At 71.5% G+C, this 26,809-nt stretch carries 23 protein-coding genes; 17 read left to right on the top strand and 6 right to left on the bottom strand.

The window, feature by feature from the left end:
• Positions 1-219 precede the first annotated feature (219 nt).
• Entirely contained in the window at positions 220-1,260 is a 1,041-nt protein-coding gene (locus ACIO3O_RS27030; protein WP_401750110.1) for an oxidoreductase, read from the top strand.
• A gap of 645 nt (positions 1,261-1,905) precedes the next feature.
• The gene (locus tag ACIO3O_RS27025) at positions 1,906-3,543 is read left to right on the top strand and encodes an ABC-F family ATP-binding cassette domain-containing protein (RefSeq protein ID WP_401750108.1); all 1,638 of its coding nucleotides are present in this window, start codon (positions 1,906-1,908) and stop codon (positions 3,541-3,543) included.
• 59 nt (positions 3,544-3,602) lie between these two features.
• On the opposite strand, the gene ACIO3O_RS27020 is transcribed toward ACIO3O_RS27025, so the two are convergent.
• Positions 3,603-6,029 (bottom strand): Tex family protein, encoded by a 2,427-nt coding sequence (locus ACIO3O_RS27020; RefSeq protein WP_401750106.1) that lies wholly within the window; start codon positions 6,027-6,029, stop codon positions 3,603-3,605.
• 186 nt (positions 6,030-6,215) lie between these two features.
• A complete protein-coding gene (locus tag ACIO3O_RS27015; protein WP_401750104.1) occupies positions 6,216-7,085 on the bottom strand; it encodes a hypothetical protein in 870 nt (289 codons plus the stop codon).
• A 157-nt stretch (positions 7,086-7,242) separates the two neighbouring features.
• Between ACIO3O_RS27015 and ACIO3O_RS27010 the strand changes: the two genes are divergently transcribed.
• Complete coding sequence (locus tag ACIO3O_RS27010) at positions 7,243-8,247, top strand: GlxA family transcriptional regulator (protein WP_401750102.1); 1,005 nt, start codon at positions 7,243-7,245, stop codon at positions 8,245-8,247.
• A gap of 50 nt (positions 8,248-8,297) precedes the next feature.
• On the top strand, positions 8,298-8,924 hold the full coding sequence (locus ACIO3O_RS27005; protein ID WP_401750100.1) for a DJ-1/PfpI family protein: 627 nt from the start codon (positions 8,298-8,300) through the stop codon (positions 8,922-8,924).
• An 18-nt stretch (positions 8,925-8,942) separates the two neighbouring features.
• On the opposite strand, the gene ACIO3O_RS27000 is transcribed toward ACIO3O_RS27005, so the two are convergent.
• Entirely contained in the window at positions 8,943-9,701 is a 759-nt protein-coding gene (locus ACIO3O_RS27000) for an enoyl-CoA hydratase/isomerase family protein (RefSeq protein ID WP_401750098.1), read from the bottom strand.
• Between the two features lie 87 nt (positions 9,702-9,788).
• Between ACIO3O_RS27000 and ACIO3O_RS26995 the strand changes: the two genes are divergently transcribed.
• Positions 9,789-10,478, top strand: a complete 690-nt coding sequence (locus ACIO3O_RS26995; protein WP_401750096.1) for an HdeD family acid-resistance protein — start codon at positions 9,789-9,791, stop codon at positions 10,476-10,478.
• A gap of 153 nt (positions 10,479-10,631) precedes the next feature.
• Entirely contained in the window at positions 10,632-11,138 is a 507-nt protein-coding gene (locus ACIO3O_RS26990) for an ATP-binding protein (RefSeq protein ID WP_401750390.1), read from the top strand.
• Between the two features lie 6 nt (positions 11,139-11,144).
• Here the strand turns inward: ACIO3O_RS26990 and idi are convergent, their stop codons facing one another.
• The 3 genes from idi to ACIO3O_RS26975 all read right to left on the bottom strand — a co-directional run bounded on the left by idi (position 11,145) and on the right by ACIO3O_RS26975 (position 14,357).
• Positions 11,145-11,747: an isopentenyl-diphosphate Delta-isomerase gene (gene idi, locus ACIO3O_RS26985; RefSeq protein WP_401750094.1), complete on the bottom strand. Its 603-nt coding sequence runs from the start codon at positions 11,745-11,747 to the stop codon at positions 11,145-11,147.
• A gap of 170 nt (positions 11,748-11,917) precedes the next feature.
• A complete protein-coding gene (locus tag ACIO3O_RS26980; protein ID WP_401750388.1) occupies positions 11,918-13,153 on the bottom strand; it encodes a GNAT family N-acetyltransferase in 1,236 nt (411 codons plus the stop codon).
• 262 nt (positions 13,154-13,415) lie between these two features.
• Positions 13,416-14,357 carry a cation diffusion facilitator family transporter gene (locus ACIO3O_RS26975; protein ID WP_401750093.1) on the bottom strand — a complete coding sequence of 314 codons (942 nt, stop codon included), beginning with the start codon at positions 14,355-14,357 and terminating at the stop codon, positions 13,416-13,418.
• A 423-nt stretch (positions 14,358-14,780) separates the two neighbouring features.
• On the opposite strand from ACIO3O_RS26975, the gene ACIO3O_RS26970 reads away from it, so the two are divergent.
• The 11 genes from ACIO3O_RS26970 to ACIO3O_RS26920 all read left to right on the top strand — a co-directional run bounded on the left by ACIO3O_RS26970 (position 14,781) and on the right by ACIO3O_RS26920 (position 26,791).
• Complete coding sequence (locus ACIO3O_RS26970; protein ID WP_401750386.1) at positions 14,781-16,541, top strand: DUF5941 domain-containing protein; 1,761 nt, start codon at positions 14,781-14,783, stop codon at positions 16,539-16,541.
• On the top strand, positions 16,538-17,275 hold the full coding sequence (locus tag ACIO3O_RS26965; protein WP_401750090.1) for a sugar phosphate nucleotidyltransferase: 738 nt from the start codon (positions 16,538-16,540) through the stop codon (positions 17,273-17,275). The genes ACIO3O_RS26970 and ACIO3O_RS26965 overlap by 4 nt, the downstream gene beginning before the upstream one ends.
• On the top strand, positions 17,263-18,330 hold the full coding sequence (locus tag ACIO3O_RS26960; protein ID WP_189824560.1) for an iron-containing alcohol dehydrogenase family protein: 1,068 nt from the start codon (positions 17,263-17,265) through the stop codon (positions 18,328-18,330). The genes ACIO3O_RS26965 and ACIO3O_RS26960 overlap by 13 nt, the downstream gene beginning before the upstream one ends.
• Positions 18,305-19,087, top strand: a complete 783-nt coding sequence (locus ACIO3O_RS26955) for a CDP-alcohol phosphatidyltransferase family protein (protein ID WP_401750087.1) — start codon at positions 18,305-18,307, stop codon at positions 19,085-19,087. Before ACIO3O_RS26960 ends, ACIO3O_RS26955 begins: the two co-directional genes overlap by 26 nt.
• A gap of 50 nt (positions 19,088-19,137) precedes the next feature.
• On the top strand, positions 19,138-19,983 hold the full coding sequence (locus tag ACIO3O_RS26950; RefSeq protein ID WP_401750384.1) for a glycosyltransferase family 2 protein: 846 nt from the start codon (positions 19,138-19,140) through the stop codon (positions 19,981-19,983).
• 117 nt (positions 19,984-20,100) lie between these two features.
• On the top strand, positions 20,101-21,030 hold the full coding sequence (locus tag ACIO3O_RS26945) for an ABC transporter permease (RefSeq protein ID WP_401750086.1): 930 nt from the start codon (positions 20,101-20,103) through the stop codon (positions 21,028-21,030).
• Positions 21,023-21,811 carry an ABC transporter ATP-binding protein gene (locus tag ACIO3O_RS26940; protein WP_401750084.1) on the top strand — a complete coding sequence of 263 codons (789 nt, stop codon included), beginning with the start codon at positions 21,023-21,025 and terminating at the stop codon, positions 21,809-21,811. The genes ACIO3O_RS26945 and ACIO3O_RS26940 overlap by 8 nt, the downstream gene beginning before the upstream one ends.
• 418 nt (positions 21,812-22,229) lie before the next feature.
• Positions 22,230-23,132, top strand: a complete 903-nt coding sequence (gene hpnC / locus ACIO3O_RS26935; RefSeq protein WP_401750082.1) for a squalene synthase HpnC — start codon at positions 22,230-22,232, stop codon at positions 23,130-23,132.
• Between the two features lie 8 nt (positions 23,133-23,140).
• Positions 23,141-24,079 (top strand): presqualene diphosphate synthase HpnD, encoded by a 939-nt coding sequence (gene hpnD, locus ACIO3O_RS26930; RefSeq protein WP_401750383.1) that lies wholly within the window; start codon positions 23,141-23,143, stop codon positions 24,077-24,079.
• Between the two features lie 232 nt (positions 24,080-24,311).
• Positions 24,312-25,703 carry a hydroxysqualene dehydroxylase HpnE gene (gene hpnE / locus ACIO3O_RS26925; RefSeq protein ID WP_401750080.1) on the top strand — a complete coding sequence of 464 codons (1,392 nt, stop codon included), beginning with the start codon at positions 24,312-24,314 and terminating at the stop codon, positions 25,701-25,703.
• Complete coding sequence (locus ACIO3O_RS26920; protein WP_401750078.1) at positions 25,700-26,791, top strand: polyprenyl synthetase family protein; 1,092 nt, start codon at positions 25,700-25,702, stop codon at positions 26,789-26,791. Before hpnE ends, ACIO3O_RS26920 begins: the two co-directional genes overlap by 4 nt.
• Positions 26,792-26,809: the final 18 nt, after the last annotated feature.

Raw genomic sequence — 26,809 nt, 5'->3', positions numbered from 1 at the left:
TCCCGGGTTCCCTGGGCTCCCAGGTCCCGGGGCTCCGCATTCCCGGGCCTCCCGGGTCCCCAGCGCCGTCGAGTTCCCGGTGCCGCCAGGCCTCTGTCCGTCCAGGTTTCGGGCACCGGGGGCGATCACCGGTTGGTGTCGGCGGCTCTCGGGGGTTCGGGAACCATCGAATTCACCGACCCCCGCACACAACCACCCCCCACGGGGAATACTCACCCCATGTCTGCCGCGCACGCGACCTTCGGGCTGGCCCCGGCCGTCCGGACCGGGGGAGTCCTGGCCAACGGGGTCTACCAACTCCACCGCGACTTCATGGACTTCGTCGTCGACGGCCACCCCCTCCTCCACCAGCTCTCGGACCTGGACGCCGTCTCGCCCCTCGCCTCCGACGTCCCGCCCGCGATCTTCGTCACGCACGTCCGCAGACTCCTCCTCGAAGCCGCGCCCCCGCTCCCCGACAACCGGTACGTGATCTACGGCTGCCCCGAGTGCGAGGGCCTCGAATGCGGCGCGGTCACCGCCGTCATAGAGCAGCAGGGCACCGACATCGTCTGGCGCGACTTCGCCTGGCAGACCACGGAGACCCTCGACTTCGAACGCGACGGTTACCACGGCATAGGCCCGTTCCGCTTCGAGGCCGCCCAGTACCGCGCCGAACTTGCCCGCCTCCTCCCGCCCGAGGACGCACCCGAAGGCGCCGCGCCCCTGCTCCGCCGCCGCGTCCTGCTCATCGGCTCCCGCGTCGCCGTCCTCGCGAAGCTGGCCGCCGCCCTCCGTACGATCAACATCGGCGCGGAGATCGCCGCCGACGCCGACCGGGTGCCGCCGACGGAGATCCGCACGTACGGAACGGTCCTCTTCGGCAGTTCGATCGCCGAACACGAGAAGGAGGCGGTACGCGCCGCCTTCGAACGCGCGGGGGTCGAACCCGCCTACCTCGATGGTCTGGCCCCGATCATCCCGGTCCTCGTCGCCCAGATCGAAAACGCCCTGGACCAGAGCCCGCCGGAACAGCGCCGACTGGTCCGGCTGGTCGCGGCCGACGACGAAGCGGGGGTGGAGGTCTCGTCCACCTGCCGCGTCCAGCTCTACGCCTACCGGCAGGACCGCCTCCACCGGACCCACGCCCAGCTGGTCTTCGAGGGGCTGCTCGAAGCGGGCAAACACCGCATTCCGCTGGACGAGAAGGCGACGCGGGGCCAGTCCTACATCGTCGCCCGCACCCTGGCCTCCGTCCTCACCACCCCCATGGCCCGCTGACCCCGACGGCCCACACTCCACCCCGCCCGCCCTCCACGCGGAGCTCCGCCTCGCCACCCCACCCCTTCGGGCTCCGCCCTCTGCCACCCCCTTCGAGCTCCGCCCTGTGCCGCCCTGCCCCCCTCGGGCTCCGCCCTGTGCGGCCCTGGCCCCCCGGGGCTCCGCGCCCTGTGCCGCCCGCCCCTCGGGCTCCGCCCCGTGCCGTCCCCGCCCCCTTGGGCTCCGCCCTCTTCCACCTCCGCCCCCTTGGGCGACGGGGCCGCCCCAAGGGGGCGGAACGGGCGGGCAAGGGGGCGGCCCACCCGACTCCGGGCCACCCCCGTACCGGCCCTCTCGCCGCCGGGGCAGCCCGGCACCGGCCCCTGGCCGAGCGCCTGCTCCGGACGCGCGTCCAAGAGGGCCCCGCCCCACCCCCGTACCGGACGCGAAAGCCCCGTGCCGCTCAGGCAGAGAGGCCCCAGACCCGCCCCTCCACCTAAAGCGCTCGCCGCGCGGCCACCACACGGTTCCGTGCAGGAGCGTCGTGGCTGGGCGCGCAGTTCCCCGCGCCCCTGACGGGGCGCCCCGCCCGGCAAGCCCCACCCCGCGGCGGAGCCGAAAAGCCGGAGGCGCCCCGCCCCGCCCCTCGATTAGGATCAGCTCCTCATGACTGCAACCCTCGTCGCCAAAGACCTCGCCGCCGGCCACGGCGACCGCACCCTCTTCTCCGGCCTCGACCTGGTCGTCGCCCCCGGCGACGTGATCGGCCTCGTCGGAGTCAACGGGGCGGGCAAGTCCACCCTCCTGCGCCTGCTCGCCGGCCTGGACACACCCGAGGGCGGCGAGCTCCGCCTCTCCCCGCCCACCGCCACCGTCGGCCACCTCCCCCAGGAGCCCGAGCGCCGCGAAGGCGAGACCGTACGGGACTTCCTCGCCCGCCGCACCGGCGTGGCCGCCGCCCAGCTCGCCCTGGACACCGCCACCCAGGCCCTCGTCGACGGGACCCCGGGCGCGGACGACGCGTACTCCGTCAGCCTCGACCGCTGGCTCGACCTCGGCGGCGCCGACCTCGACGAGCGGGCCGAGGAGGTCGCCGCGTCCCTCGGCCTCACCGTCGGACTCGACCAGCCGATGACGGGCCTGTCCGGCGGCCAGGCCGCCCGCGCGGGCCTCGCCTCCCTCCTCCTCTCCCGGTACGACGTCTTCCTCCTCGACGAGCCCACCAACGACCTCGACCTGGACGGCCTGGACCGCCTGGAGTCCTTCGTGAAGGGCCTGCGCGCGGGCACCGTCGTGATCTCCCACGACCGCGAGTTCCTCACCCGCACCGTCACCAAGGTCCTCGAACTGGACCTCGCCCAGCAGCAGATCAAGCTGTACGGAGGCGGCTACGCGGCGTACCTGGAGGAGCGCGAGACGGCCCGGCGGCACGCCCGCGAGGAGTTCGACGAGTACGCCGACAAGAAGGCCTCCCTCGAAGACCGCGCCCAGATGCAGCGCGGCTGGATGGACAAGGGCGTGCGCAACGCGCGCCGCAAGTCCACCGACAACAACAAGCTCGGCCGCAACCTGCGCAGCGAGGCCAGCGAGAAGCAGGCCGCGAAGGCCCGCCAGACGCAGCGCATGATCGAACGCCTGGACGTGGTCGAGGAGCCCCGCAAGGAGTGGGAGCTGCGGATGGAGATCGCGTCGGCCCCCCGTTCGGGCGCGGTGGTCTCGACGATGCGTCAGGCCGCCGTCCGCCGGGGCGACTTCGCCTTCGGCCCGGTCTCCCTCCAGATCGACTGGGCCGACCGCGTCGCCATCACCGGCGCCAACGGGTCGGGAAAGTCAACCCTGTTGGCGGCGATGCTGGGCCGACTGCCGCTCGACTCGGGGGACTCCACGCTCGGCCCCGGCGTCGTCGTCGGCGAGGTCGACCAGGCGCGTGGTCTCTTCTACGGAGCGGAGACCCTCCTGGACGCCTTCTCCGCCGCCGTCCCCGACACGGAACCGGCCGAAGTCCGCACGCTCCTCGCGAAGTTCGGCCTGAAGGCGGACCACGTGATGCGCCCGGCCACCACCCTCTCCCCGGGCGAACGCACCCGGGCGGCCCTCGCCCTCCTCCAGGGCCGGGGCGTCAACCTCCTCGTCCTCGACGAGCCGACCAACCACCTCGACCTCCCGGCCATCGAGCAACTCGAATCCGCCCTCGACTCCTACGAGGGGACCCTGCTCCTGGTCACCCACGACCGCCGCATGCTGGACGCGGTCCACGTCACCCGCCGCATCCAGCTGACCGACGGCCAGGTCGCCGAGGTCTGACCCCAGCAGGGGCAGCGCCCCGACGGGGCCGGGGGCAGCGCCCCCGGCCCCCGGAGCCGTCAGCCCCGCTTCCCCCGATCCACCAGCCCCGCCTTCCGCAACGCATCCGCCATCGCGCTGTTGGCCGGAGCGGGAGCCGAGGACCGCCCCCCGCCCTGACCACCCTGCCCGCGCTGGCGCGACCCACCACGCCCGGCGTCACCACCGCCACCGCCCCGCCGCTGCTGCGGAGCCCTCCGGTCCGAACCGGAGCCCGCACCGGAGCCGGACCCAGAGGCCCCCGCCCCACGGGGAGCCGAGGCAGCCCCCACCTCGTCCTCCAGCCTCAGCGTCAGCGAAATCCGCTTCCGCGGAATGTCGACGTCCATCACCTTGACCCGCACCACGTCCCCGGGCTTCACCACGTCCCGGGGGTCCTTCACGAAGTTCTTCGACAACGCCGACACGTGCACCAGGCCGTCCTGGTGCACGCCGACGTCCACGAAGGCCCCGAAAGCCGCCACATTCGTGACGACCCCTTCCAGGATCATTCCGGCGGCGAGATCACCGATCTTCTCGACGCCGTCCTTGAAGGTGGCGGTCTTGAACGCGGGCCGCGGGTCACGCCCCGGCTTCTCCAATTCCCGCAGAATGTCCGAGACCGTCGGCAGCCCGAATGTGTCGTTCACAAAAGTGTCCGGGCGCAGACCCCGCACCACGGCCACATTCCCGACCAGCGAGTCCACCCCCGCCGCCTTCGTCATCGCCCGCACCACCGGGTACGCCTCGGGGTGCACGCTCGACGCGTCCAGCGGGTCCTCGCCGTCACGGATCCGCAGGAAGCCCGCACACTGCTCGTACGCCTTCGGGCCCAGTCGCGCCACGTCCTTCAGCGCCTTCCGCGAACGGAAGGGCCCGTTTGCGTCCCGGTGCGCGACGATGTTCTCCGCCAGCCCGGACCCGATGCCCGAAACCCGCGACAGCAGCGGTGCGGACGCCGTGTTGACGTCCACTCCCACCCCGTTCACACAGTCCTCGACCACGGCGTCCAGCGACCGCGAGAGCTTCACTTCCGACAGGTCGTGCTGGTACTGACCCACCCCGATGGACTTCGGGTCGATCTTCACCAGTTCCGCCAGCGGATCCTGAAGCCGCCGCGCGATGGAAACCGCCCCGCGCAGCGACACATCCATGTCCGGCAATTCCTGCGAGGCGAAAGCCGAAGCCGAATAGACCGAGGCCCCGGCCTCCGACACCATCACCTTCGTCAGCTTCAGTTCCGGGTGCTTCGCGATCAGTTCACCGGCCAGCTTGTCGGTCTCCCGCGAAGCCGTGCCGTTCCCGATCGCGATCAGCTCGACCGCGTGCTCCTTCGCCAGCCGCGCCAGCTTCCCCAGTGCCTCGTCCCACCGGTTGGCGGGCACGTGCGGGTGAATCACCTCGGTGGCGACGACCTTGCCGGTGGCGTCCACGACGGCGACCTTCACGCCCGTACGGAAACCGGGGTCCAGCCCCAGCGTCGCCCGCGTCCCGGCGGGCGCCGCGAGCAGCAGGTCGCGCAGGTTCGCCGCGAAGACCCGCACCGCCTCGTCCTCGGCGGCCGTCCGCAGCCGCAGCCGCAGGTCGATCCCCAGATGCACCAGCACCCGGGTCCGCCACGCCCAACGCACCGTGTCCGCCAGCCACTTGTCGCCCGGGCGGCCCCGGTCGGAGATCCCGAACCGCCGGGCGATCATGCCCTCGTACGCGGTCGGACCCGGCGTGTCGGACGGCTCCTCCGGCTCCAGCACCAGGTCGAGCACGTCCTCCTTCTCGCCGCGCAGCATCGCCAGCACCCGGTGCGAGGGCAGCGCGGTGAACGGCTCCGCGAAGTCGAAGTAGTCGGCGAACTTCGCGCCCGCCTCCTCCTTGCCCTCGCGCACCTTCGCGGCGAGCCGCCCGCGCGTCCACATCCGCTCGCGGACCTCGCCGATCAGGTCGGCGTCCTCCGAGAACCGCTCGGTGAGGATCGCCCGCGCGCCCTCCAGCGCGGCGGCGGCGTCCGCGACGCCCTTGTCAGCGTCCACGAACGCGGCGGCCGCCGCCAGGGGGTCGACCGACGGGTCGCCCAGCAGCCCGTCCGCCAGCGGGGTCAGCCCCGCCTCCCGGGCGATCTGCGCCTTCGTACGGCGCTTGGGCTTGAAGGGGAGGTAGATGTCCTCCAGTCGCGCCTTGGTCTCGGCGCTGCGGATCTGCGCCTCCAGGGCGGCGTCCAGCTTGCCCTGTTCCCGTACGGAATCGAGGATCGCCGACCGGCGGTCCTCCAGCTCGCGCAGATACCGCAGCCGCTCCTCCAACGTGCGCAGCTGCGCATCGTCGAGCATCTCGGTCGCTTCCTTGCGGTAGCGCGCGATGAACGGCACGGTCGAGCCGCCGTCGAGCAGCTCGACGGCCGCCTTGACCTGCCGCTCCTTGACGCCGAGTTCCCCGGCGATCCTGCTTTCGATGCTTTCGATGGACGTCGTCACGGTGTTACCGACTCGCCTTCTCCTGCGGGCAGTGCATGGTGCACCTCCCGGTCGTGTCACCGAGGGTGCACCTGCATTCTGCCGTGCGGCACCGACAAGCCGGTCACGGGCTCACACCCGGCGGGTCCTGTGCCCACCCCCGAAAGCGCCTCCGACGGGCGTCGTACGGACGGCGGACCCCGGACCTCAGCCCTTGCCGATGAGCGTCTCCGGGAAGGCGCCCGCCGCGGCGGCCGTCATCAGGAAACCGCGGCCCAGTTCCGTCAGCCGCTCCACGCCCGCCGCGCCCAGGTGCTCGTACGGGGCGAGGTCGAGCCGGTCGGTGACGTCCTCCACATCGGCCCGCAGTCGCGTACCGGCCTCCGTCAGCTCGCCCTCGGCGTCCAGCAGCCCGCGCGCCCGCAGCCGCTCGGCGGCCGCCTCCCAGTCGGTACGCCGCCAGCCCCGGGTCCGCAGCACCCAGCGCGGGTTCATGCCCCGCCCAGTGGCGGTGTGGCTGACCAGCGCCTCCACCGGGTCGAGCCCGGCGTTCAGCAGTGCGGTGAGGTGACCGTCGCCCCGGTGCTCGCGCAGCAGGGTCGCCGCGTGCCAGAGCGCGAGGTGCGGCTCCTCGGGGAACGGCAGATCGGCGTGGGCGGCGTACAGCGGCCGGGCGTGGCGGGTGCACGCCTCGGTCGCCGTCCGTGCCAGTGCCGCCGCCTCGACCATCTCGGCGGAGGCGATGACGTCGTCCCGGAGCAGTCGGCGCAGCGCCGCGTCGGCGGCCCGCATCCGTGCACCGAGCACGGCCTCCGGGGAGGCGATCTCCCAGATGGCGGGGACGACCTTGGCGATCAGGTCGTAGTTGTAGTTGTAGAAGGCGGCGGCGACCACCCCGGGCCCGACCGGTCCGAGCGCGGCCAACCGGCCCACCATGAACGGGGCCTCGTCGTCCACGATGCCGATCGCGGTGAGCTCCTTGGCGTACTCGGGCGAGAAGTAGACCGTGGAATGCAGCGAGTTGAGGGGGTTGTGACAGCGGCGCCCGGCACGCGCGGGCAGCGAGGAAGTCGTCATGCCTGCACGTTACCGACTGCTTAGTACGTCGGGAAGGGCGGGCCCGGATGGCAGGAAAGGTGGGGGAATCGTCATTGCGGCCATCCGCCGCCTCGCGAACCATGAGAAGCGCCACCCCCACGGAAGCCCACGGAAACCCACGGAAAGGAGCCGGGCCGTGAACCCGCAGCCGCACCGCCACCTCGTCCTGGTCGTCCTCTTCGAGGGCGTGCTGAGCCTCGACGTGACGGGCCCGGTCGAGGTCTTCGCCGGAGCCGGGGTCACGACGGGCGCCGCGTACGAGATCCGTACCGCCTCCGTGGACGGGGGACCGGTCCGCACCAGCAGCGGCCTCACCCTCCTCCCCGACACGGACCTCGCCTCCCTGGCCACCTCCCTCGACGAGCCCCCGTCCTCCGGCGGTCACTCCCCGCACGTGACCCTCCTGGTCCCCGGCGGCCCGGGCACCCTGCACCTCGACCCCCGGCTCGTGGCCTGGCTGCGCGCCCACGCGCTGCGGGCGGACCGGCTCGTCTCCGTGTGCAGCGGGGCCTTCTACCTCGCCGAGGCCGGACTGCTCGACGGGCGGCGGGCGGCCACGCACTGGGACGTCGCAGGTCACCTCGCCCGCACCTATCCCAAGGTCGACGTCGACCCCGACGCCGTCTTCGTCCGCGAGGGCCGCATCGCCACCTCCGCCGGAGTCACCGCCGGAATCGACCTCGCGCTCGCCCTCGTCGAGGAGGACCACGGCCGGGACGTGGCCCTGACCGTCGCCCGCCACCTCGTCGTGTTCCTGCGCCGCCCGGGCAACCAGGCCCAGTTCAGCGCCCAGCTCTCCGCCCAGACCGCCCTGCGCGCACCCCTGCGCGACGTCCAGCAGTACATCTCCGAGCACCCCGACGCCGACCTGTCCGTCGAGACCCTGGCCGACCGTGCCCGGCTCTCGCCCCGCCACTTCGCCCGCGCCTTCCGGGCCGAGACGGGCACCACCCCCGGCCGCTACGTGGACCGGGTGCGTCTCGAACACGCCCGCCGCCTCCTGGAGGACGGCCCCGACGGCATCGAGTGCGTCTCCCGGGCCTGCGGCTACGGCACCCCCGAGGCCATGCGCCGCGCCTTCGTCAAGGCCTTCGGCACGGCCCCCGCCGAATACCGCCGCCGCTTCCGCAGCACCACGTGATCAGACCTGACGCAACGTCAAAATCCCTGCCCAGAAAGGCATTCGCCGCCATGCAGATCGCCATCGCCCTGTACGAGAACTTCACCGCCCTCGACGCGATCGGCCCCTACGAGACCCTCGGCAACCTCCCCGGCGCCGAGACCGTCCTCGTCGCCGAGCAGGCCGGACCCGTCCGCAACGACCGGGGCGACCTCAGCATCGTCGCCACCGCGTCCTTCACCGACGTCCTCCGCCCCGACGTCGTCATCGTGCCCGGCGGCCCCGACGCGAAGAACCAGACCGAGAACACGGCGCTCCTGGACTGGCTGCGCGCCGTCGACCCCACCACCACCTGGACCACTTCCGTCTGCACGGGTTCCCTGGCGCTGGCGGCCGCGGGCCTCCTCGACGGCCGCCGGGCCACCACCCACTGGATGGCCATGGAGACCCTGGAGCGGCTCGGTGCCCGCCCGACGGGGGAGCGGGTCGTCTTCGACGGCAAGTACGTCACCGCCGCCGGGGTCTCCTCCGGCATCGACATGGGCCTGACCCTCGCCGGGAAGATCCAGGGCGACATGGTCGCTCAGGTCATCCAGCTCATGACCGAGTACGACCCCCGGCCGCCGTACGACGCGGGCTCGCCGGACAAGGCCCCGGCCGAGGTGGTCGCGTACTGCCGTGGTCAGCTCCAGGTGTGACGGACCGTCAGTCGCATCTCACGCGGTCCACGTAAAGTTCGGCTCCCTGCGCTCCAGGAAAGCGGCGACCCCCTCCGCGGTGTCGCCGCTGTCGCGCATCTGCCGCGCCCAGTGCTCGTCCCGGTCGGTGCGCCCGTCCGCGAACTCCTTCGCCGCCGCCTGCGTGAGCCGCGACCTCGACACCAGGACCCGTACGAACTCCGCCACCCGCTTGGTGAGTTGACCCTCCGGCAGCACCTCGTCCACCAGCCCCGTGCGCAGCGCGCGCCCGGTGTCGATCAACTCGCCGGAGAAGAGCAGGTACTTGGTGGCCGACGGTCCGATCAGCGCCGTCAGCCGTCGCGTCGACGACGCGGGGTAGACGATCCCCAGCTTCGCCGGAGTCACCCCGAAGAGCGCCCCCTCCTGTGCGAACCGCAGATCGCAGGCCGCCGCGAGCTGGCTCCCGCCGCCCACGCAGTACCCCCGCACCGCCGCCAGCGTCGGCTTGGGGAAGGCGGCCAGCGCCTCCTCGGCCCGTACCGCCAGCTCCTGCGGCGTCTCCCCACCCTCCCGGGCATCGCGCAGGGAAGAGATGTCCGCCCCGGCGCAGAAGGTCGGCCCGTCACCCGTAAGGACCAAGGCCCGGACCTCCGGGTCGACGGCCAGCCGCCCGAGCAGGTGTGGCAGCTCGCGCCACATGTCCCCGGTCATCGCGTTGCGTTTGGCGGGGTTGCTCAGCACTACTGTCGCGGTCGAGTCGGTGATGGAGTACGTCACCCGGGGAAGCCGTTGCATGGCCGGATGCTATCCGCCGCACCCGAACCTATGATCGGGGCATCGGGGGGCCGAGGCAGGCACGGGGGCCGACCGAGGAGCGCTCACATGGTGCGAGAGACCCGCGAGAGCAAGAAACTGAGCCGGAACTTCGGCTGGCTGGCATTCCTCGGCATCCTGCTGGTGATCGGCGGCCTGGTCGGGCTCGTATACACCGGCTTCGCCACCCTCACCTCGATGGTGCTGTTCGGCTGGCTGCTCCTGGTCGGCGGGCTCGTCGGCCTGCTGCAGTCCGTCCAGTCGCGCGGCTCCAACTTCTTCTGGCTGGGCGTCGTCGTCGCGGCCCTCAACATCGCCGCCGGCGTCGTCGTCATCCGGCACCCCGTGGTGACCGCCGAGGCCCTCACCATGTTCGCCGCGCTCCTCTTCCTCACCGGCGGACTCTTCCGGGTGGTCGGCAGCCTGGTGGTGCGCGGTCCGCAGTTCGGGTGGACCCTCGTGCAGGGCGCGTTCGGCCTGCTGCTCGGCATCCTGGTGCTCTTCGACTGGCCGCACTCCAGCCTGTACGTCCTCGGCACCTTCTTCTCGCTCGCCCTGCTCTTCGACGGGCTCGGCCTGGTGGCCATCGGCATCGGCGGCCGCCGGGTCATGACGATGGTGTCGGAGGCGATGGAGCCCGAGACGCCGGACGCCCCCGAGGAGCCGCGCCCGGGCCCCGCCGGTCAGGAAGCCCCCGTACAGACGCCGGAAAGGGCCGACTTCCACAAGCCGCAAGATCAGAACCGGTCCGAGAACTGATCGCCAACCGGACTGCAACCGCCGTCGCCGGTTGCAGTTCCGGTCGGCATCCGTCGATTTCCGTCAAGTTCTGAACAGCGCGCTGGTACGGACCGCTGTGCCCCGAACACTCGAACCGTGGTCACGACCGAGCGCGAGGGCGGGTGCCCGATGATGGAGAGCCGTGGGAGCGCCCCACCCCCGGACGGGGCCGTGGGCGCCCCACCGGGCGACGGACCGGACGACCGTGCCCGGCCGCCACAGGCCTACGAGGGCGTCTGGCGCTTCACCGCCCCGGCCGTCGACATCTCCGTCCCCCAGGCCCGGCACGCCGTGCGCGACCTGATCCGGCGTCAAGGGGTGCCCGCGTCGGACGACCTGGTGCAGGGCCTCCTGCTGATCGTCTCCGAGCTGGTCACCAATTCCGTCAAGCACGCGGCGCTGCTCTCCCCGGAGCTGGCCGTCGAGGTGGCGATCGGCGCCGAGTGGATACGGGTGTCCGTCGAGGACAGCCACCCCTACCGCCCCCGGCCCCTGGAGACGGACTACGCGCAGACCGGCGGGCGCGGACTGCTGCTGGTGCGGGAGATCGCCGCCGAATCCGGCGGTGTCTGCGACGTCGAGCACACCGCGAGCGGCGGCAAGGTCATCTGGGCCGCCCTGCCGCTCACTCCGCGCTAGCTCCGGCTACCAGCCGACCGCGTCGCCGGTCAGCTCCCGGATCGCGGGCCGCGCCGCGTCCAGCACCGTCATGAACCACGCCGAGAACGGGTCCTTGGCGTGCTGCTCCGCCAGCTCCTCGGGCGTCACGAACGTGGTGTCGCCGACCTCTTCCGGGTCCGGCCGCAGCGAGGACTGCACCAGCCCGACGAAGAGGTGGTTGAACTCCTGCTCGACCAGGCCGGACGCCGGGTCCGGGTGGTTGTAGCGGACCGTGCCCGCCTCGGCGAGCAGCGTGGGGGAGACGCCCAGCTCCTCGTACGTACGCCTGGCGGCCGCCGCGAAGGGGCCCTCGTTCGGGTACGGGTGGCCGCAGCAGGTGTTGGACCACACGCCGGGGGAGTGGTACTTGCCGAGCGCGCGCTGCTGGAGCAGCAGCCGTCCCGCCTCGTCGAAGAGGAACACGGAGAATGCGCGGTGCAGTTGCCCCGGGGGCTGGTGGGCGGAGAGCTTCTCCGCGGTGCCGATGGTGTTGCCGCTCTCGTCGACCAGTTCGAGGAGGATCTCGGCGGAATCCGCGCTCGATCCGTTCTGAGCGCTGTTCGCCGCAGTGGCTGGTGTGGTCGGCATAACCATCCTTCGCTTCGGTGCCCGGCTGCCAAGTCTGCCGTACAAAAGCCTCTTGTCCGTACTTCGCCCGCAGGCCACCCGTACGGGCGAGCGAAGTAGGCGCTGGGCAGAAAGGAATCTGCCCCCGTCGCGGGTGCGACAGGGGCAGGACTTCCCCTTCGGCGGCCGGATCAGACCCCGAACGCCGCCGGGTAGGCGATCTCACCGCGCGGCGGCTCCACCGCGTCGTCGAGCACGAGCGCCATCATGGCCTCGTCCGGCACCTCGAAACCGGGCCTGATGCCCAGCCGGGACGCCGGCGTGAACCCGAACCGCGGGTAGTACTCCGGGTGCCCCAGCACCAGCAGCACCTGCTCCCCGTGCGCCCGGGCGGCATCGATCACGGCCCGCGTGACCGCCGCCCCCGCCCCCTGTCGCTGGAACTGCGGGGAGACCGCGACCGGGGCCAGCGCGGCCGCCGGAACGCCGCCGACCCGGCAGCGGGTGATCAGCGCGTACGCCGCCACCGAACCGTCCGGCGCCTCGGCGACGTACGAGAGCCCGTCCAGCCAGGCATCGGGGTCCTTGCGCAGCGCCTCCACGAGATCGGCCTCGCCCTCCGTCGGGAAGGCGGCGGCGTTGACCGCGTGCACGGCCGCGACGTCGGCGGCCGACTCGGGCCGGGTCCGCCAGCGCGGGTCGACGGGCCGCAGGACGTACCCGGTGTACCCGTAGTCCGCCGCGTACCTCCGGCGGACCTCCAGCTCCTCGCGGCAGAAGGCGAGCGCCTCGGCCATGCCCGCAGCGGCCGGATCGGCGGTGGCCACCCGCTCGCCGAGCGGGCCGTAGTACTCGTCCCAGTCGCTCTCCGGCTGGAGATACGTGCCGAGGACGTCGTACCCGGCGGCGACGGCCGCCGCCGCGTGCGCGGCGCGGGAGCGCAACGGATACTGCGGGTCCCAGAAGGCGCGCGCCCCCGCCGAGGGCTCCTCGGCGGTCCACTCGCAGTCGGAGGCGACGAGCACGCCGCCCGGGGCGAGCAGCCGCTTCCACCGCGCGAGAGCGGTGTCAAAGCCGATGATGTACGCCGAACCCTCGGCCCAGACCAGGTCGAAGGACCCGTCCGGGAACTCGGGCCCGTCGAGGGCACCCATGTCGGCGTTGACGGCACGGATCGAGTCGCCGAGCCCCCGGGCGGCCGCGGCTGCCCGCAACTCGTCCAGGAAAGGCTCGTAGAGGTCGACGGCGGTCACGTGTGCACCGGCCTCGGCGGCCAGCAGCAGCGCGGCACGGCCCGGACCGCAGCCCAGGTCGAGGACGCGCGGACGCGTCGGCAGCCGTCCCGCGAGGGAGGCCAGGGAGAGGAAGTGCCGGGTGGTGTCGTCTGAGCCGGGACTCTGCCGGGGCAGGTCGCGGTGCAGGGTCATGAAGGCGTCGAAGATGACGTTGTCGGACAACGTGAATCCCTTGTCAGGAAGGGCCCCACGGATGAACCGGAAGGTGAGGTGTCAGCCGAGGGACCGGGTGATGAGGACGGTCCGTATGCCGCGGAAGGCAGCGCGCGTCACGACAGTCATCAACTCATCACCCTTCATCACTCACGATTCGACCGAGACCGAACGTCTCTTCGAGCACTCTAACAGCCCGCACCGACAGCCGTCCGGCCCCGGACCCTGGCCCCGGCGGACCTCAGTGGCAGAGCTTCGCTTCGTGCGCCGCATGCCCGCTCGGCTCCAGCTGGAAGGTGCAGTGCTCGACGTCGAAGTGGTCCCCGAGGCACCCCTGCAACTCGTGCAGCACCTTCTCGTGCCCCACCGAGTCCAGTACGTCCTGGCTCACCACGACGTGCGCCGACAGCACGGGCATCCCCGACGTGATCGTCCACGCGTGCAGATCGTGCACGTCCTCCACACCGGGTGTCCGCAGAATGTGCTCACGGACCTCACCCATGTCCACCCCCTTGGGCGCCGCCTCCAGCAGGACGGACAGGGTCTCGCGCAGCAGCTTCACCGTGCGGGGGACGATCATCAGGCCGATCACGAGCGAGGCGATCGGGTCCGCGTACGACCACCCCGTCAGCAGGATCAGGGTCGCCGACACCAGCACGGTCACCGAGCCGAGCGCGTCCGCCAGCACCTCCAGATAGGCGCCGCGCACGTTCAGGCTGTCCTTCTGCCCCTTGACCAGCAGCGACAGCGAGATCATGTTGGCCACCAGGCCGATCAGGGCGAAGACGATCGCCAGCCCGCCCTTGGTCTCGGCGGGGGTGATGAACCGCTCCACCGCCTCGATCAGCACGTAACCGCCGACGCCGAGCAGCAGCAGACAGTTCGCCAGCGCCGCCAGGATCTCCGCCCGGGCGTACCCGAAGGTGGCGTTCCGGGTGGCCGGCCGATTGGCGAAGTGGATCGCCAGGAGCGCCATCGCCAGCCCCAGCGCGTCCGTCGCCATGTGCGCGGCGTCCGCGATCAGCGCGAGCGAGTCGGAGAGCACACCACCGACGATCTCGACCACCATCACGCTCAGCGTGATGGCCAGGGCTATGCGCAGCCGCCCCTTGTAGGCGGCGGCCGCCGTTCCGGTGGGCGGCGGCCCGCCGTGCGTATGCCCGTGATCGTGCCCAGCCCCCATGAAGAGCCGCCTCCTGAGACGTGACGAGTGGTGTCGGACCGAGCGGTCCGATACCCCAGTGAACTACGGGTGGGGGGTATGGGCAAGCCGGGACTGAACACCGTTGTCATGTGCCCTGACCTGCGGAAATGACCGCAGGTCAGAGAGCCGGGACGATCTCGTCCGGCCATCTGCGAGCGGTCGGACGCCCGGCCCGGCGGACGCGGTTTGTGGGGCGGGGCGGGAATCGACCATGATGATCGCGGCGGCCCCGACGTCGCCCGGTGCGGTCCTGCCGGAAGCCTGAACGGGCAGTGAAATCAAGGTTCCGTTCATCCGATAGCCTCTGCCGATGCCGCCCCGCCCGCCCGTGCGCGGGCCACCAAGGGTGCGGCTCCCGAAGCCATGCTCAGGCGTGAAGCCATGCTCAAGGAGTGAGTTCGTCTGTCGACCGCCATCCTCACGGGCCCGCCGGTACCCGGGTCGTCGCTCGAAGGCGAGCTGCGGTCGCTGGGATTCGACGTACGGTCCGCCGCCGACCCCTCCGAAGCCGCCAAGCTGCTGGACCAGGCGCCCGCCGGTGAACGCGTCGCCCTCGTCGACCCCCGGTTCGTCGGCCATGTGCACTCCCTGCGCCTGGGTCTGACCGACCCCCGCTTCCCCGCGGCCGCCGTCACCGGCGCGCTCACCGCGCAGCCCGAGGCCCGGGCCGCGCTCAGCCGGGCCGCGCACACCGCGCCGGGCTCGCCCGACGAGATCGCGGCCGCGCTCGACGCCGAAGGCATCGCCGTACAGCGTCCGGAGCTGGGGTCGCTCGTCGCGGCCGTACCGGCCGACACCGCGTCCCGCACCGAGGCCGAGCGGGCCGTCGCCGCCGTCGACGACGAGGCGATCCGGCTTCGCACCGCCGTGAAGTCCCGCGACGGCTTCTTCACCACGTACTGCATCAGCCCGTACTCCCGCTACATCGCCCGCTGGTGCGCCCGGCGCGGTCTCACCCCGAACCAGGTCACCACCGCCTCCCTGATCACCGCGCTCATAGCGGCGGGCTGTGCGGCGACCGGCACCCGGGGCGGCTACGTCGCCGCGGGCGTGCTGCTGCTCCTGTCCTTCGTCCTGGACTGCACCGACGGGCAGCTCGCCCGCTACTCGCTCCAGTACTCGACGATGGGCGCCTGGCTCGACGCCACCTTCGACCGCGCCAAGGAGTACGCCTACTACGCGGGCCTCGCCCTCGGCGCGATCCGCGGCGGCGACGACGTATGGGCGCTGGCGCTCGGCGCGATGGTCCTCCAGACCTGCCGGCACGTCGTCGACTTCTCCTTCAACGAGGCCAACCACGACGCCACCGGCAACACGAGTCCCACCGCCGCCCTCTCCGACAAGCTCGACAGCGTTGGCTGGACCGTCTGGGTGCGGCGCATGATCGTGCTGCCGATCGGCGAACGCTGGGCCATGATCGCGGTCCTCACAGCCGTCACCACCCCCCGCATCGTCTTCTACGCGCTGCTCATCGGCTGCGCCTTCGCCGCCTGCTACACCACCGCGGGCCGCGTCCTGCGCTCCCTGACCCGGCGCGCCACCCGTACCGACCGGGCCGCGCAGGCGCTGGCGGACCTGGCGGACTCCGGGCCGCTGGCCGAGTTCGTCGCGCAGGCCCCGTCCAAGGGCCGCAGCCCCGCCCCCCTCGTCGCGGGCTTCGCCGCCGTCCTGCTGCTGGCCACGGTGTGCGTCGCCCCGTTCGGCGACTGGCGCACCGTCGTCGTCGCGGTCGCCTACGCGCTGCTCGCCGGGTTCGCCGTCAGCCGGCCCCTCAAGGGCGTCCTCGACTGGCTGGTCCCGCCGATCTTCCGGATCGCCGAGTACTGCACGATCCTGGTCCTCGCGGTCAGGGCGGACGTCGCAGGAGCGCTTCCCGCCGCCTTCGGGCTGGTCGCGGCGGTCGCCTACCATCACTACGACACGGTGTACCGCATCAAGGGCGGCACCGGAGCCCCGCCGAACTGGCTGGTGCGCGCGGTCGGCGGCCACGAGGGCCGCACGCTGCTGGTGGTCGCCCTCGCCACCCTGTCGACGTCGGTCGACTTCCCCCTCGCACTCACGGTCATGGCCGTGGTCATCGCCCTGGTGGTGCTCGCCGAGAGCATCCGTTTCTGGGTCTCCTCGGGAGCACCCGCCGTACACGACGAAGGAGAAACCGCATGATCGGCCTGGTTTTGGCGGCGGGCGCCGGACGGCGTCTGCGTCCCTACACCGACACGCTTCCCAAGGCGCTCGTGCCCGTGGACGGCGACACCACGATCCTCGACCTCACCCTCGGCAACTTCGCCGAGATCGGCCTCACCGACGTCGCGATCATCGTCGGCTACCGCAAGGAAGCCGTCTACGACCGCAAGGCCGCGCTGGAGGCCACGTACGGCCTCAACATCACCCTGATCGACAACGACAAGGCCGAGGAGTGGAACAACGCCTACTCCCTGTGGTGCGGCCGCGACTCGATCCGGCACACGGTGATCCTCGCCAACGGCGACACCGTGCACCCCGTCTCCGTCGAGAAGACGCTGCTCGCCGCCCGCGGCGACGGCAAGAAGATCATCCTCGCGCTCGACACGGTGAAGCAGCTCGCCGACGAGGAGATGAAGGTCGTCGTGGACCCCGCCAAGGGCGTCCAGAAGATCACCAAGCTGATGGACCCGGCGACGGCCACCGGTGAGTACATCGGCGTCACCCTCATCGAGGGCGAGGCCGCCGACGAGCTGGCCGACGCCCTGAAGACCACCTTCGAGCGCGACCCCGACCTCTACTACGAGGACGGCTACCAGGAGCTCGTCAACCGCGGCTTCCAGATCGACGTGGCCCCCATCGGCGACATCAAGTGGGTCGAGATCGACAACCACGACGACCTCGCCAAGGGCCGGGAGATCGCGTGCCAGTACTGACCCGCCTGATCCCCTCGCCGCTGACCGTCGACATCTCCCGGGGCGCCCTGGACGATCTCGCCGGTCTGCTCGCGGACCAGCGGATCTCCGGCTCGGGCTGCCTGGCCATCGCCATCAGCGGCGGCTCCGGCCAGGCGCTGCGCGAGCGCCTGGCCCCCGACCTGCCCGACGCCGACTGGTACCCGGTCGCCGACGGCACCCTGGACTCGGCGGTCAAGCTCGCCGACGACATCAAGGGCAAGCAGCGCTACGACGCGGTCGTCGGCCTGGGCGGCGGCAAGATCATCGACGTCGCGAAGTACGCGGCGGCCCGCGTCGGCCTGCCCATGGTCGCCGTCGCCACCAACCTCGCCCACGACGGCCTCTGCTCCCCGGTCGCCACCCTCGACAACGACAACGGGCGCGGCTCCTACGGAGTCCCCACCCCGATCGCCGTCGTCATCGACCTCGACGTCATCCGCGAGGCCCCCGACCGTTTCGTACGGTCCGGCATCGGCGACGCGGTCTCCAACATCTCCTGCGTCGCCGACTGGGAACTCGCCCACGAGGTGCACGGCGACCCCATCGACGGCCTCGCCGCCGCGATGGCCCGCCAGGCGGGCGAAGCGGTGCTGCGCCACCCCGGCACCATCCGCGACGACTCCTTCCTCAAGGTGCTCGCCGAGGGCCTGGTCCTCACCGGCATCTCCATGACCGTGGCCGGCGACAGCCGCCCCGCTTCCGGCGCCTGCCACGAGATCAGCCACGCCTTCGACCTGCTCTTCCCCAAGCGCTCCGCCCCGCACGGCGAACAGGTCGCCATCGGCGCCACCTTCGCCATGCACCTGCGCGGCGCGCACGAGGAGGCCGCGCTCTTCGCCGACGTCCTGCGCCGGCACGAACTGCCCGTACTGCCCGGCGACATCGGCTTCACGGTCGACGAGTTCGTCCAGGCCGTCGAGTACGCCCCCCAGACCCGTCCGGGACGCTTCACCATCCTGGAACACCTCGACCTGTCCGCAGACCAGATCAGGGACGCTTACGCCGACTATGTCAAGACGACCATCAGTAGCTGAACTCCGTCCCGTCGTTCACCCCGCGGGCGTCAAGGACCGGCGCAGCGGCGAGCACTGGGGCGGCCGCCTGTACATGCGCGAGATCTCCCTGCGCGTCGACCGGTACCTGGTCAACACCCGCATCACCCCCAACCAGCTGACGTACGTCATGACCGTGTGCGGCGTCCTCGCCGCACCGGCGCTGCTGGTGCCCGGGATCTGGGGCGCGGTGCTCGGCGTCGTCGCCGTACAGCTCTACCTCCTGCTCGACTGCGTCGACGGCGAGGTCGCCCGCTGGAAGAAGCAGTTCTCCCTCAACGGCGTCTACCTCGACCGCGTCGGCGCGTATCTGACGGACGCCGCCGTGCTCGTCGGCGTCGGCCTGCGCGCCGCCGACCTCTGGGGCACCGGGCGCATCGACTGGCTGTGGGCCTTCCTCGGCACGCTGGCCGCGCTCGGCGCGATCCTGATCAAGGCGGAGACCGACCTGGTCGCCGTCGCCCGCCACCAGGGCGGCAAGCCGCCGGTCGCGGAGTCGGCGAGCGTGCCGCGCTCCTCCAAGATGGCGCTCGCCCGCAGGCTCGCCTCCATGCTCCAGTTCCACCGGCTGATCCTCGGCATCGAGGCCTCGCTGCTGATCCTGGTCCTGGCGATCTTCGACGCGGTCCGCGACGACCTGTTCTTCACCCGGCTCGGCGTCGCCGTCTTCGCGGGCATCGCCCTGCTCCAGACGCTGCTGCACCTGGTGTCCATCCTCGCTTCCAGCAGGCTGAAGTGAGTGCCGCCCAGGGGAACAGCCCCCTCAAGGTCGGCGCGGTCATCATCACGATGGGCACCCGCCCGGACGACCTGAACGCCCTGATCGACTCGGTACGCAAGCAGGACGGCGCCCCGATCGACATCGTCGTCGTCGGCAACGGTGCCCCCGTCACGGGCGTGCCCGACGACGTACGCACCGTGGACCTGCCCGAGAACCTCGGCATCCCCGGCGGCCGCAACGTCGGCATCGAGGCCTTCGGGCCCGCCGGATCGGACGTCGACGTCCTGCTCTTCCTGGACGACGACGGCCTCCTGCCGAACACCGACACCGCCGAACTGTGCCGCACGGCGTTCGAGACCGACCGGAAGCTGGGCATCATCAGCTTCCGCATCGCCGACCCGGACACCGGCGTCACCGCACGGCGCCACGTCCCCCGGCTGCGCGCCTCGGACCCGATGCGCTCCTCCCGCGTGACGACCTTCCTCGGCGGCGCCAACGCCGTCCGTACGAAGGTCTTCGCGGAAGTCGGCGGACTCCCGGACGCGTTCTTCTACGCCCACGAGGAGACCGACCTCGCCTGGCGGGCCCTCGACGCGGGCTGGATGATCGACTACCGCGCGGACATGGTCCTCAACCACCCCACCACCTCGCCCGCCCGGCACGCGACCTACCACCGCATGGTGGCCCGCAACCGGGTCTGGCTGGCCCGCCGCAACCTGCCCGCGCCCCTGGTGCCGGTCTACGTCGGCGTCTGGCTGCTGCTCACCCTCGCCCGGCGCCCCTCGGGGGAGGCGCTCAAGGCCTGGTTCGGCGGTTTCAAGGAGGGCTGGAGAACCCCCGCGGGTCCTCGCCGCCCCATGAAGTGGCGTACGGTATGGCGGCTGACCCGTCTGGGCCGACCACCCGTCATCTGACAGGCTCGGAACAGCCCTCCCGGGACGGCAGGCATCGGGTTTTGTCTCCCGGGACCCGGATACCCGCGCGCCAGCGCCCACCGGTTCGCGCATCTTTGAAGACGAAAGTTTCCACTTGTGAGTGACACTTCCCAAGACGGAGCGGTCGCTATGAGCGTCCCTCCCTCTCCCGACGAGGGGCTGACCCCGGCGGAGCTCGCTGCCAAGTACCACCTCTCGGTGAGCGGCGCCCGGCCCGGACTGGTCGAGTACGTCAAGCAGCTGTGGGGGCGGCGCCACTTCATCATGGCGTTCTCCTCGGCCAAGCTGGCGGCCCAGTACAGCCAGGCCAAGCTGGGCCAGATCTGGCAGGTGGCGACCCCGCTGCTCAACGCGCTGGTCTACTTCCTGATCTTCGGGCTGATCCTCCAGGCCGGTCGCGGGATGACCACGGACGTCTACATCCCGTTCCTGGTCACCGGCATCTTCGTGTTCACCTTCACCCAGAGCTCGGCGATGGCGGGCGTGCGCGCCATCTCCGGGAACCTGGGGCTGGTGCGCGCCCTGCACTTCCCCCGGGCCTCGCTGCCCATTTCGTTCTCGTTGCAGCAGCTCCAGCAGCTGCTGTACTCGATGATTGTGCTGCTCCTGATCGTCGTGGGCTTCGGCAACTTCCCGCGGCTGTCGTGGCTGCTGGTGATCCCGGCGCTGGTGCTCCAGTTCATGTTCAACACCGGGCTCGCGCTGATCATGGCGAGGATGGGGTCCAAGACCCCCGACCTGGCCCAGTTGATGCCGTTCATCATGCGCACCTGGATGTACGCCTCCGGTGTCATGTTCAGCATCACGGAACAGCTGAAGGAGCAGCCGGCCTGGATCGCCGACGTCCTCCAGTGGAACCCTGCGGCGGTCTACATGGACCTCGTCCGCTTCGCACTGATCGACGGGTACGGGGCGGAGCACCTGCCGCCGCACGTCTGGCTGGCCGCGGTGGTCTGGGCGGTTCTCTTCGGGGCGCTCGGCTTCGTGTACTTCTGGAAGTCTGAGGAGCGTTACGGCCGTGGCTGAGGACAACAACAAGGGACGCGTCCCCACGGTCATCGCCGACGACGTGCACATCGTCTACCGGGTGAACACCGGTGGCGGCGGCAAGGGCGGCGCCACCGCCGCCCTCAACCGCATCCTGCGCGGCAAGAAGGCCGACCAGGCGCGCGGCGTCCGCAAGGTGCACGCCGTGCGCGGGGTGTCCTTCACGGCGTACCGCGGCGAGGCCATCGGCCTCATCGGCTCCAACGGGTCCGGCAAGTCGACGCTGCTGCGCGCCATCGCGGGCCTGCTGCCCGCCGAGAGCGGCAAGGTCTACACCGACGGCCAGCCCTCGCTGCTCGGCGTCAACGCGGCGCTGATGAACGACCTCACGGGTGAGCGCAATGTCATCCTCGGCGGTCTGGCCATGGGCATGTCGCGCGAGCAGATCCGCGAGCGCTACCAGGACATCGTCGACTTCTCCGGCATCAACGAGAAGGGCGACTTCATCACCCTCCCGATGCGGACGTACTCCTCCGGCATGGCGGCGCGCCTGCGCTTCTCCATCGCGGCGGCCAAGGACCACGACGTCCTGATGATCGACGAGGCACTGGCCACCGGTGACCGGAAGTTCCAGATCCGCTCGGAGCAGAGGATCCGCGAGCTCCGCAAGGAGGCCGGCACGGTCTTCCTGGTCAGCCACAGCAACAAGTCGATCAGGGACACCTGTGACCGCGTCCTGTGGCTGGAAAAGGGCGAACTGCTGATGGACGGCCCCACCGAGGAAGTCGTCAAGGCGTACGAGAAGGAGACCGGCAAGTAACGCCGGTCCCCGAGTCCGTCCGCAGGGCCCCCGCCGGAACCGGCGGGGGCCCTGCCGCTGTGTACGGGGGTGGGGCCCGCCCCGGTCCTACGCGGTGTCAGGTTTCGGCCGTTCGGCCAACTGGCCCACGGCCGGGGAAGGTTGGCATCGATTGGAGTGTTGTTGTAATGCGCGCAACACCCCGAGGAGATGCTTCGCGTTGTACAACGTAAGCTGTACCGGTGCTGATTCGCGGCAAGTGGGGCGATACCCCCTCGGGGCCCCGCCTCAGAGCACTCTCCGCCGTCGGATGACGGGCGGCGTGTCCGAAATGGGATGTTTTGAGTCGGCAGTGTAGAACGGGAGGTGTGACGGCAATGGCAAGGGAAAATCTCCAGCTCCGGGATGCTTTCGCCGTCCTCGTGGAGGGCGGTCGACGATGACCGGAGTCCGGGAGGCGCACCACGGCGCCCCTGAGCGCACCACCCTCGACAAGGCCGCGGACGAGAACTTCCCCGTGGCCCCCTTCTTCCTGCCCCGCGCCTGGCGCGACGACCTCATGGCCGTCTACGGGTACGCGCGGCTGGTCGACGACATCGGCGACGGCGACCTCGCCCCCGGCGGCCGGGACGCCGAACTCCTGGGCCTCGACCGGGAGCAGTCGGACGACCGGATCGCCATGCTGGACGCCTTCGAGGCCGACCTGCACCGCGTGTTCGACTCCACGCCGCGCCACCCGCTGCTGCTCGCCCTGCAGCCGACCGTCCGCCGCCGGGACCTCACCCCCGAGCCCTTCCTCGGGCTGATCGAGGCCAACCGGCAGGACCAGACGGTCGCCCGCTACGAGACGTACGACGACCTCCTCGCCTACTGCGAGAAGTCCGCCAACCCCGTCGGCCGCCTGGTCCTCGCCCTCACCGGCACCACCAGCCCCGAGCGGGTCCGCCGGTCCGACGCCGTCTGCACGGCGCTCCAGATCGTCGAACACCTCCAGGACGTCGCCGAAGACCTCGCCCGGGACCGGATCTACCTCCCGGCCGAGGACATGCGGCGCTTCCACGTGTCCGAAAACGACCTTGCCGCGCCGAGCGCCAACTCCTCCGTGCGCTCACTGGTCGCTTTCGAAGCAGAACGCGCCTCGCGCCTCCTGAATGAAGGACCCCCGCTCGTGGGTAGCGTGCACGGCAGACTGAGGCTTCTGCTGGCCGGCTTCGTCGCCGGTGGTCGCGCCGCCCTCAAGGCGGTGCACGCCGCCGGATTCGACGTACTCCCTGGACCGCCCAAGCCCACCAAGCTCAGTCTGCTGCGCGAAGTGGGAGCGACTCTGCGAAGAGAGGGGTGAGCCGGACCATGGAGGGACTCGACGAGACGTCCGCACCGGTACTCGCCGCGTACAGCTACTGCGAGGCGGTGACCGGACAGCAGGCGCGCAACTTCGCGTACGGCATCCGGCTGCTGCCCACCGACAAGCGCAACGCGATGTCCGCGCTCTACGCCTTCTCCCGGCGCGTGGACGACATCGGCGACGGCACGCTGCCGCCGGAGGTCAAGGAGAAGCGCCTCGGGGAGACCCGCGCGCTGCTCGCCCGCATCAGCGCGGGCGACATCGAGGAGGACGACACCGACCCGGTGGCCGTCGCACTCACCGATGCCGCCCGCCGCTTCCCGATCCCGCTCGGCGGGCTCGACGAGCTGATCGACGGCGTCCTCATGGACGTCCACGAGGCCACGTACGAGACCTGGGACGACCTCAAGGTCTACTGCCGGTGTGTCGCCGGAGCCATCGGGCGCCTCTCGCTCGGCGTGTTCGGCACGCCGTCCGGCGCGTGGGACGCCGACCGCGCCCCCGAGTACGCCGATACGCTCGGCCTCGCGCTCCAGCTCACCAACATCCTGCGCGACGTCCGCGAGGACGCCGGGAACGGGCGGACCTACCTCCCCGCCGAGGACCTCGCCAAGTTCGGCTGCTCGGAGGGCTTCCACAGCTCCACCCCGCCGGCCGGCTCCGACTTCGCCGGGCTCGTGCACTTCGAAGTACGGCGCGCCCGTGCCCTGTTCGCCGAGGGCTACCGGCTGCTGCCCCACCTCGACCGGCGCAGCGGCGCCTGTGTCGCGGCCATGGCGGGCATCTACCGCAGACTCCTGGACCGCATCGAGCGCGACCCCGAGGCCGTGCTGCGCGGCCGGGTCTCGCTGCCCGGACGCGAGAAGGCGTACGTCGCCGTGCGCGGGCTCTCCGGGCTCGACGCGCGTCACATCTCCCGGCAGACCGCCCGGAGGCGTCCTTGAAAGGGGCGGGAAGAGCGTTTCACGTGAAACATCCGAATCCGGTGCGCAAGCCGCGCACCGGGTGGACCGTGTGGAACGCGCGAAAGCCACAGAATCCACGGAATTCGTCGAACCGGTGCGCAACCCTCCGCCGGTCTGACGCGTCCCTGACTGCAACGACGAAGCCTTCACCGACCGAGCCCGGCACGGCCACGTCGGCGTTCTGCACGGCACATCGCCCGGGGGAGGGTGCATGACTCACGACACCATGCCGCCCGCGCCCACAGCCGTCGTCGTCGGCGGCGGCCTCGCGGGAATCACCGCCGCCCTCGAACTCGCGGGCGCGGGCGTGCGCGTCACGCTGCTGGAAGGGCGGCCCCGGCTCGGCGGCCTCGCGTTCTCCTTCCGGCGCGGCGACCTGACCGTCGACAACGGGCAGCACGTCTACCTGCGCTGCTGCACCGCCTACCGGTGGTTCCTGGACCGTGTGGACGCCGCCGAACTCGCGCCGATCCAGCGCCGGTTGGAAGTGCCCGTGCTCGACGTCGGCGACCCCCGCGGCCCCCGGCTGGGGACGCTGCGGCGCGCCGCCCTGCCCGTACCGCTGCACCTGGCCGCCAGTCTCGCCACGTATCCGCACCTGTCGATGGCCGAGCGGGCCTCGGTCGGGCGGGCCGCGCTCGCGCTCAAGGGGCTCGACCCGGAGGACCCGGCGCTGGACGCCGTCGACTTCGCGACCTGGCTCTCCCAGCACGGGCAGTCGCCGCGCACCATCGAAGCGCTCTGGGACCTGGTCGGCGTCGCCACCCTCAACGTGCGCGCCCCGCAGGCCTCCCTCGGGCTCGCCGCCAAGGTCTTCAAGACCGGGCTGCTCTCCGACCCGGGCGCCGCCGACATCGGCTGGGCCCACGTCCCGCTCGGCGACCTGCACGACACCCGCGCCCGCAAGGCCCTCGACGCGGCCGGGGTACGGACCGAACTGCGGGTCAAGGCCGACTCGCTGACCCGCAGCAAGAAGGGCGGCTGGGTCGTCGAGGCGGGCGGGGAGCAGATCACCGCCGACGCGGTCGTCCTCGCCGTACCGCAGAAGGAGACGCACGCCCTGTTGCCCAAGGGGGCGCTGGACGAGCAGGACCGGCTCCAGGAGATCGGCGTCTCGCCGATCCTCAACGTCCACGTCGTGTACGACCGCAAGGTGCTGCGCAAGCCGTTCTTCGCCGCGCTCGGCACCCCCGTGCAGTGGGTCTTCGACCGCACCGAGGCCTCCGGGCTCACCGGCGGCGGCCAGTACCTGGCGCTCTCGCAGTCCGACGCGGCCGACGAGATCGACGCGCCCGTCGCCGAGCTGAGGGAGCGCTACCTCCCCGAGCTGGAGCGGATGCTGCCCGCCACCCGGGGAGCCGAGGTACGGGACTTCTTCGTCACCCGGGAGCGCACCGCGACGTTCGCCCCCACGCCCGGCGTCGGGCGCCTGCGCCCCGGCACGCGCACCCGTGCGCCGGGTCTCTACCTGGCCGGCGCGTGGACCGCCACCGGGTGGCCCGCGACCATGGAGGGCGCCGTGCGCAGCGGGCTCACCGCCGCGCAGGCGGCGCTCTCGACACTCGGCCGCCCCTATGAACTTCCGCCACTGGAGGCGGCATGAGCATCAGTTATGGAACAAGAGGAGAGCCTGTGACCCCGGCGAACCCGGCTGTCGACACCGTGGACATCGCGGCGCTTTTGGAGCGCGGCAGGGCCATGTCCGCCCCGGTGCTGCGTGCCGCCGTGGACCGGCTCGCGCCGCCCATGGACACCGTCGCGGCCTACCACTTCGGGTGGATCGACGCCCAGGGCCGTCCCGCCGACGGCGACGGCGGCAAGGCCGTCCGCCCCGCGCTCGCCCTGCTGTCCGCGGAGGCCGCAGGCGCCACCCCCGAGGTCGGCGTGCCCGGCGCGGTGGCCGTGGAGCTCGTGCACAACTTCTCGCTGCTGCACGACGACCTGATGGACGGCGACGAGCAGCGCCGCCACCGCGACACCGTGTGGAAGGTGCACGGCCCCGCCCAGGCGATCCTCGTCGGCGACGCGCTCTTCGCGCTCGCCAACGAACTGCTGCTGGAGATGGGCACGGTCGAGGCGGGACGCGCCACACGCCGCCTGACCACCGCCACCCGCAAGCTGATCGACGGCCAGGCCCAGGACATCTCCTTCGAGAACCGCGAGAGGGTCACCGTCGAGGAGTGCCTGGAGATGGAGGGCAACAAGACCGGGGCCCTCCTCGCCTGCGCGGTGTCCATCGGCGCGGTCCTCGGCGGCGCCGACGACAAGACCGCCGACACCCTGGAGGCGTACGGCTACCACCTCGGCCTCGCCTTCCAGGCCGTCGACGACCTGCTCGGCATCTGGGGCGACCCCGATTCGACCGGCAAGCAGACGTGGAGCGACCTGCGCCAGCGCAAGAAGTCGCTGCCCGTCGTCGCCGCGCTCGCCGCGGGCGGTCCCGCCTCCGAGAAGCTCGGCGAACTGCTCAAGGCGGACGCCGAGTCCCAGGACTTCGACACCTTCTCCGAGGAGGAGTTCGCCCTGCGGGCGGCCCTCATCGAGGAAGCCGGCGGCCGCGAGTGGACCACCCAGGAGGCCCGCCGCCAGCACGCGGTCGCCATCGAGGCGCTGCACGGTGTCGACATGCCGGAGCAGGTGCGGGCACAGCTGACCGCGCTCGCCGATTTCGTGGTCGTACGAAAGAGGTGACGGCCACCCGGCGCATAT

The sequence above is a fragment of the Streptomyces sp. NPDC087440 genome, assembly GCF_044744005.1.
GTDB lineage: Bacteria > Actinomycetota > Actinomycetes > Streptomycetales > Streptomycetaceae > Streptomyces.
The sequence above is the reverse complement of the archived record's forward strand: the minus strand, read 5'-3'. Positions and strand labels throughout refer to the sequence as shown.

Coding starts and splice junctions, on each gene's coding strand:
- ACIO3O_RS27030 (WP_401750110.1), top strand. CDS start 220: ATGTCTGCCGCGCACGCGACCTTCGGGCTGGCCCCGGCCGTCCGGACC.
- ACIO3O_RS27025 (WP_401750108.1), top strand. CDS start 1,906: ATGACTGCAACCCTCGTCGCCAAAGACCTCGCCGCCGGCCACGGCGAC.
- ACIO3O_RS27015 (WP_401750104.1), bottom strand. CDS start 7,085: ATGACGACTTCCTCGCTGCCCGCGCGTGCCGGGCGCCGCTGTCACAAC.
- ACIO3O_RS27005 (WP_401750100.1), top strand. CDS start 8,298: ATGCAGATCGCCATCGCCCTGTACGAGAACTTCACCGCCCTCGACGCG.
- ACIO3O_RS27000 (WP_401750098.1), bottom strand. CDS start 9,701: ATGCAACGGCTTCCCCGGGTGACGTACTCCATCACCGACTCGACCGCG.
- ACIO3O_RS26995 (WP_401750096.1), top strand. CDS start 9,789: ATGGTGCGAGAGACCCGCGAGAGCAAGAAACTGAGCCGGAACTTCGGC.
- ACIO3O_RS26990 (WP_401750390.1), top strand. CDS start 10,632: ATGGAGAGCCGTGGGAGCGCCCCACCCCCGGACGGGGCCGTGGGCGCC.
- idi (WP_401750094.1), bottom strand. CDS start 11,747: ATGCCGACCACACCAGCCACTGCGGCGAACAGCGCTCAGAACGGATCG.
- ACIO3O_RS26980 (WP_401750388.1), bottom strand. CDS start 13,153: ATGACCCTGCACCGCGACCTGCCCCGGCAGAGTCCCGGCTCAGACGAC.
- ACIO3O_RS26975 (WP_401750093.1), bottom strand. CDS start 14,357: ATGGGGGCTGGGCACGATCACGGGCATACGCACGGCGGGCCGCCGCCC.
- ACIO3O_RS26965 (WP_401750090.1), top strand. CDS start 16,538: ATGATCGGCCTGGTTTTGGCGGCGGGCGCCGGACGGCGTCTGCGTCCC.
- ACIO3O_RS26955 (WP_401750087.1), top strand. CDS start 18,305: ATGTCAAGACGACCATCAGTAGCTGAACTCCGTCCCGTCGTTCACCCC.
- ACIO3O_RS26950 (WP_401750384.1), top strand. CDS start 19,138: ATGGGCACCCGCCCGGACGACCTGAACGCCCTGATCGACTCGGTACGC.
- hpnC (WP_401750082.1), top strand. CDS start 22,230: ATGACCGGAGTCCGGGAGGCGCACCACGGCGCCCCTGAGCGCACCACC.
- hpnD (WP_401750383.1), top strand. CDS start 23,141: ATGGAGGGACTCGACGAGACGTCCGCACCGGTACTCGCCGCGTACAGC.
- hpnE (WP_401750080.1), top strand. CDS start 24,312: ATGACTCACGACACCATGCCGCCCGCGCCCACAGCCGTCGTCGTCGGC.
- ACIO3O_RS26920 (WP_401750078.1), top strand. CDS start 25,700: ATGAGCATCAGTTATGGAACAAGAGGAGAGCCTGTGACCCCGGCGAAC.